Annotated in this window: 5 protein-coding genes; 1 reads left to right on the top strand and 4 read right to left on the bottom strand. The window is 25.9% G+C overall.

Going from position 1 to position 6,532, the window contains the following annotated elements:
* Window positions 1–302: 302 nt before the first annotated feature.
* Window positions 303–839 (bottom strand): hypothetical protein, encoded by a 537-nt coding sequence (locus ACRC03_RS07375; RefSeq protein ID WP_438651919.1) that lies wholly within the window; start codon window positions 837–839, stop codon window positions 303–305.
* 151 nt (window positions 840–990) lie between these two features.
* On the opposite strand from ACRC03_RS07375, the gene ACRC03_RS07370 reads away from it, so the two are divergent.
* Complete coding sequence (locus ACRC03_RS07370) at window positions 991–4,956, top strand: SPOCS domain-containing protein (RefSeq protein ID WP_438651918.1); 3,966 nt, start codon at window positions 991–993, stop codon at window positions 4,954–4,956.
* Between the two features lie 100 nt (window positions 4,957–5,056).
* Here ACRC03_RS07370 and ACRC03_RS07365 read toward each other — a convergent pair whose 3' ends face one another.
* Genes ACRC03_RS07365 through ACRC03_RS07355 form a run of 3 tightly spaced genes read right to left on the bottom strand, consistent with a single transcriptional unit; the run spans window position 5,057 to window position 6,390 of the window.
* Complete coding sequence (locus ACRC03_RS07365; RefSeq protein ID WP_438651917.1) at window positions 5,057–5,431, bottom strand: hypothetical protein; 375 nt, start codon at window positions 5,429–5,431, stop codon at window positions 5,057–5,059.
* Window positions 5,424–6,176, bottom strand: a complete 753-nt coding sequence (locus tag ACRC03_RS07360; RefSeq protein WP_438651916.1) for a ParA family protein — start codon at window positions 6,174–6,176, stop codon at window positions 5,424–5,426. Before ACRC03_RS07360 ends, ACRC03_RS07365 begins: the two co-directional genes overlap by 8 nt.
* Window positions 6,151–6,390 (bottom strand): TIGR04540 family protein, encoded by a 240-nt coding sequence (locus ACRC03_RS07355; RefSeq protein WP_438651915.1) that lies wholly within the window; start codon window positions 6,388–6,390, stop codon window positions 6,151–6,153. Before ACRC03_RS07355 ends, ACRC03_RS07360 begins: the two co-directional genes overlap by 26 nt.
* Window positions 6,391–6,532: the final 142 nt, after the last annotated feature.

Genomic DNA, 6,532 nt, shown 5'->3' with positions numbered 1-6,532 from the left:
CTATGTGATTTACTATATTGGCGATAGCCATTCTTTTTTCGACTCCTGAAAGATTTTTTACTAGCATTGAAATTAAACTATTGAATTCTTGTTCATTTTGAAATAACATATAGAAAATACCCTTTCTTATTTTATGATTATTTGTTGGCAAACTTATTAAATCATATTTATAATAAAAAGGGTATTATTTTTATAAGAATTGAACAATTTATTTCTTGGAAGTTCCTTAGTTTGATTAGCTGATTTTCATCAAAAAGGAGATATCTCTTATTTTGAGATCTCTCCTTCTGTGTATTATTTAACTAGCAATCAAAACTCGAGTTGCAATTACTACAAGTACATCCTGTATTTACTCCCCAACCAGTTGAACAGTTACTTGGAGGCGTTATCATTGGCTTATAAGGCTTACAAGGATCTACTTCATCATGAGAATTGCAAGGATCGCAATTTCCTCCATCTACTGGTATTATTCTCTCAATTCCATAAGCAGACTTACTAACTATTATCTTATAGCAATCTTTATCGATCTCTATATCTGAATCAGCACATAGTTCAAATTGATAAAATCCATTACAATCACTTACTGTATGAGCTACTCCCTCATAATCAACGGAGCAGCCATTACATATAACTCTTAATAGCTTTATCAAAGCATTAGCTACTGGTTTTTTGTCGCAATTAAGTATTTGTCCCCATAATCTTACGGATTTAAATTCTGAAACTACTATGTCTGATCTTATTTCTGATTCGCAGCTATTTACTTCTAATTCAATTGAATTACCGTGTGCTATAGTATTTTGTCCGGAACAATTACATCCTTGATCTTGATATTTTGACATAAAAAACTCCCCCTTACTATTCACAAAAATTTATATCTCCTATACTATATGCATTTGTCATGATATGTGCATTAATTTTTAATGTATTTCCAGCTATATTTTTTCATATTATTTTAGTAACACTTAAATAATAAATAAAGTAGGTGAATATATGAATACTGATAAAAATTATGTGGATATAAATATTAAAATTAGCCAATTACATTTGTCAATATATCAAGAGGCTAATTTAACATTAGAAATAAAAAACAACTGTTTTAAAAAAATTGAAAATTTGCTTATTAAAAATTTTATAAATAAAAATTACATTATTATACAGCCAAACGACTTCAATATATCAAACAACATATTTACAAATATAGGAAACTTAGAACCAAATGAAACAAAATATATCCAACTACCTTTAAAGGTAAACAAATCAATCCCAAGTTTTAACTTACCTATATTTACTCTATTGAATTTTAATTTAGAGGAAGATGGACAATTTATCGACATGAATATAAAAAGTAATGTAGAGAATTTAAGCTTTCATTTTGCAGATATTTATGGAGTTAATGGTGAAAATTTTCATTTATCAACAAGTAAAGATGTCTATTTAATCAATGAGGATATTGATTACAGTATAAAAATCGTAAATACTGGTAACTTGGATGCTTATAATATATATTTAAATAACTGTGTTCCTAAACATACAAACATCATAAATGAGAGCATAGTTACATCTAAAAAGCTTGGACTAAGGGCATCTAATGATTTTATATTCATAGATAAAATTAAATCCGGTGAAGAAATTTCTATAAAGTATAATGTATCTATTGTTGGTAAAATAGAAGAAAATTACATAGAAAATCAGGTACAGTTAGAATATGTATACAATCTAAAAGACAAAGTCATGACTAATATTCAAAGTTTAAGTAATTTAGCTAAGGTAAGCATTAATAAAAATTTAAGAACCCTATTCAGACATACCACTGATAAATATTCAACATTTATAGGAGACACTGTAACTCATATTATACACATTAAAAATACTACTGAATCATTGATTAAAAATATGATTTTAAAAGAAACTATTCCTACAAGTCTTAAATTCATAGAAAATAGTTTAATTATAAACGGAGTTTATATAGTTGGTGAAAACATATATAACTACATAAAACTTGGAGAGCTAGATATAAATGAAGAACTCATAATTTCTTATAAAACTACTGTAGATGCTGTTAAAAATACTTGTAATATAGCCATTTCATCTAAATTAGAGTATAATTCATATTTTGAAAAAATACATGAAACAAGTTATCCTTGTACTATGCAAATACTCTGTGCTTTATTCGAAAGTTCAAATGGAGAGTTTTTAAAAGAACAGGCTAAGAATGAGATATCTATAGGAGATACTATTGAGTATAAAATAACACTTCAAAATAAAGGCAATATAAAAGCAACAAATGTAATTCTTAAAGATACTATTCAAGATGGTCTTCAATTTGTTAATAATAGCCTATTTATAAATGATTGTATCGTAATAGATGCAAATTTATTAGATGGAATTTGTCTAAAAGATATTAATCCAAGTGAAATTATTATTATAAAATATAAAGCAAAAGTACTTGATATATCCTATAATGATGCACACGTCCGTGCAAATTTAAGTTTTATGGATAACAAGTGTAATAAAATTTGGCAAAGTTATTCAAATGATACTTATGTAACAATACTTGCTGCCAAAATATGTGGTTCAAATGGTAGCAAAGAAATTCTAAAAGAAGTCAATAATAAAAATGCTCAGATTGGAGACATAATTACCTTTAGCTTAATAATAAATAATATAGGCAACTTAGATTGTGAGAGTCTAAAAGTTCATGAACCATTCAATCCTTCACTAGAGTTTATAGATGGGAGTCTATCTATAAACAATAAAATATTTGAAGAAGATAATATATATGACGGATTAATGATCAATAAGCTTAAAGTAAAAGACTTTCTCAACATAAAATATCAAGCAAGAGTTATAGGTTTTCCAAAACCTAATCCTATAAATGATAGGGCTATTATAAGTTATAGCTATGTATCCAATGATAATATAATTTATGAAAGTGTAGAAACAACAAAACCTAAGATATATGTTAATAATGCAAACTTAGTTATAAGCGATATAGATTGTAGTGTGGAGAATAAACAATTTTTAAAGTATTCTAATTATGGAGAATATATTTTTTTCAGTCTTTTAATAGAAAATAAAGGTAATGTTTGTGCAGAAGATATAGTTCTTAAGTTTAATTTTTCTAGTGACACAGAAATTGATTTTAATTCATTTAAAATCAATAACATTGATTTTAATCAAAAAATATATGATAGCGTCATACTTGATCCCCTTGGAGTATATGAAAAGATATTTATATCATTTAAGGCAAAGGTTTTAGATATAAAAGCAGAGAGTTTAGATGCTTATTTTTATATTGATTATACCTTTAGAGGTATTGAATCAAAAAATCAATTCAAGAAAAATTATCATATGAAGGAAAGTATAATTTTAATGTATCCTTCCATAAATGTAGAAAAAAAAATTACAGAAAATGATATACAAGTAGGACGTTTTTTTACAGAATTTGTTACTATACAAAATACAGGAAATATGGATTTACTTGACATTTTAGTTAATTTAAATAAATATGAATTCTTAAAACTCAATGTAAACAGTATTATGATAAATGGAAATTTATTAAAAGACTCCGTAATTGATGATAATGTTAAAATATCTAAATTAAGAGTTAACGAAAATATAAATATATCATTTAGGTATGAAGTAATTGATATACCTATATTTGATAGTTATTTAAAAGAAACTGAAGTTTACGCTAATTATATTCCTTTTAATCAAAATGAAAAATTTAGTTTGAAATTCAAATCAAATATTTTAAAACTTGATATAAAGTATTACTCTATAAAAATATCTGACCATTCAAACTTAGATTCTATACTACTTTCAAAACAATATAATTATCTATTCTACATTAAAAATGAAGGAAACAGTGATTGTGAATATTTAGATATGAAATTAAACTTACCAGAATGTTTTAATTATGTAAAAAATTCACTTTCAATTAATGGTAAGTCTTTGAATGTAGAAAGTACAAATGATTTCATAAATTTAGGATTGCTTAAACCTAATTGTTCTATTTATTTAGATTTTTGCTTCGAGGCTGTTAAAATACCTTATAAAAAGAAAGCTCACATTGATCTAAGCATAAATGCAAATTTTTATAGTCAAGGTGAAGAAATTATCAAAAAAAAATTTACTAACGATAAGAAAATAATAACTATTGAGAATGTTGATTTAGAAATTATCAAAAAATCCTCTTCACAATATTTACAAAGTGATGATATTGTTAATATTCAAACTATACTTACTAATACCGGAACTATTGATTTATCAAATTTATACATTAGCAATAATTATAATTCTAGCTTATCTTTTATTAAAAATTCTATATGTATAAATAATAAAACTGGTTTTAAAGTGGATGCCCATAACAATATAACTATAGATAACTTACCCTCTACTGAGAGTATTATTTTAAGCGGAGATTACAAATACACTCCAATGTCTTCGAGTGACTCACTTAGTTTATATAGCGATGTTGACTATTCATATATTCATTTAGATGGTAATATATCGACCAATTTAAAATCAAGGAGTAATACTCTTTGTCTAGATTGTAGTTCTATTATTTTTAAACAGATTAATATAGAAGATGAGTATAGTTTAGAATCTTTTGAACCAGATATAAGAGAGGTCACTCATGTTTCAACTGAGGCTATAATAACTGGTCATTATTCAATTAATACTATAAAAAATAAATCTTACGATAATTTAAGTTCAACGGGAAATAAAATAATTATAAAAGGTATTGTTAAGAATAGAATTGAATACCTAGTTGAGGACGAACATAACTCTATGTATATGATTACTCGTGATACACCATTTACTACATTTATAAACATTCCAATTGAATATCATGAGGATGACCTAGACTTCAGCCTAAAATGTGACAATGTCTATTTTAAATCGCTAGGATCTAGAATGTTATTTATAACTAGCCTTATATCTATAGATTAATTTATTGTATGTAATAAAAAAATAAATATCCAAATTTTATATTTCTCACTCTAGGATATTTATTTTTTTATTTATGCTACAAATATACTACCAACTCTAGTTAACTTTGTACTTCTAAATTATCTAATGATATATCCAGTAATGTTTGTACAAGCTCAGACTTCCCCATCCCTGTTAACTTAGAATACTTTTCAATTTTTTTTATGGTATCATGGTTTAAGTAATAAGTTATTCTCTTTGGAGGTTGTACTTTTGCTGCTTTTTTTATGACTATTTTATTTGATAAAATAGTTGCATCTGTATCTATATCATTAATAATGTTTACATTTTTATTTACGTTTACATCAATAAATTTAATTTCGTTTTCATTTTTTTTTACATCTTCACCTTCAATCATATTTTTAACAACATTTTTTTTTTTCATCATCTCAGCCTTTAAATTTTCAAAGTTTGCATTTATCTCATTCTTAGCCAATTTTCTCCACCAACCTCTCTAGTACTTTAAAAAATTGTGCAGCTGACTCTTCATCATATTCAAAAACAGTCTTACCCATCTTGCCGGCTTCTGTAATTTTTACTCTTCTACTTATCGGCTGTGATACAAGGTTATCTTCAGCAAAAAACTCTTTTAAAAATGCTAAATTCTCATTAGCATCTTTAGTTCTCTTATCATACATATTGGGAACTATAAGTGCTATTTTATCTTGTGATAATCTTAAATCTGCCAAATATTCATATATACTACCACAAGCTCTAACTGATGCTGCTTCCACTTGAACTGGCATTATAATATTATCTATATAGCAAAGTACTGCATCATTTACCTTTGTTCTTTGAGGACCACAGTCTATGATTACAAAATCATAATCCATATTTTCTAAACCTTCTAATTTTTCGTCTAAAATTAAATCAATTCTTGCCTCTCTATAAAACTCTGCATTTATTTCTTCTATATGAGAGTTAGGAAGTAAATCTAAATTTTCTCTAACATTTAATATACAATCATTTATATTGATATTATTTCTTTTATCTATTAAATCATAAAATGTTTTTTTATATTCACTAGAACTAACGCCCAAGAATAAACTACTGTCATTTTGACCATCAAGGTCAACCAATATTACCCTAAACCCTAGTTTTGCAAGTCCATGAGAAATTTGTACCGCAACTGTACTTTTTCCAACCCCACCTTTGTTATTTAATACTGCTATTTTTTTCATAAAAATCGCTCCTTTCAACAAGAATTTTATCAAGTACTTGAAGACGTGTTTTTCCTAAAATTTGCTTTGGCTTTTTAGCTATTTCCTTATCTTTAAATAATTTGTCTTTATTTGAACTTATAATTGATAATATATTTATTTCAAAATCTTGTTGATTTATTTTATTATCAAAATACTCATATAGTGATAGGTAAGTCTTTGAAGTTATCTCCAACTTTTCCCCCACTTCACACCGTACGTGAGACTTTCACCTCATACGGCGTTCCAACAATTTTACACTCTAATAATTAAATAACTGAATTTCCTACTAACTTTCTTAAAGAATTAACTCTTTTTAAACCTTTTTTATCTAAATT

It is taken from the genome of Romboutsia sp., assembly GCF_051659545.1.
Taxonomy (GTDB): Bacteria; Bacillota; Clostridia; order Peptostreptococcales; family Peptostreptococcaceae; genus JBOFOR01.
This window is presented reverse-complemented; position numbering and strand designations above follow the sequence as displayed.

Coding starts and splice junctions, on each gene's coding strand:
- ACRC03_RS07370 (WP_438651918.1), top strand. CDS start 991: ATGAATACTGATAAAAATTATGTGGATATAAATATTAAAATTAGCCAA.
- ACRC03_RS07360 (WP_438651916.1), bottom strand. CDS start 6,176: ATGAAAAAAATAGCAGTATTAAATAACAAAGGTGGGGTTGGAAAAAGT.
- ACRC03_RS07375 (WP_438651919.1), bottom strand. CDS start 839: ATGTCAAAATATCAAGATCAAGGATGTAATTGTTCCGGACAAAATACT.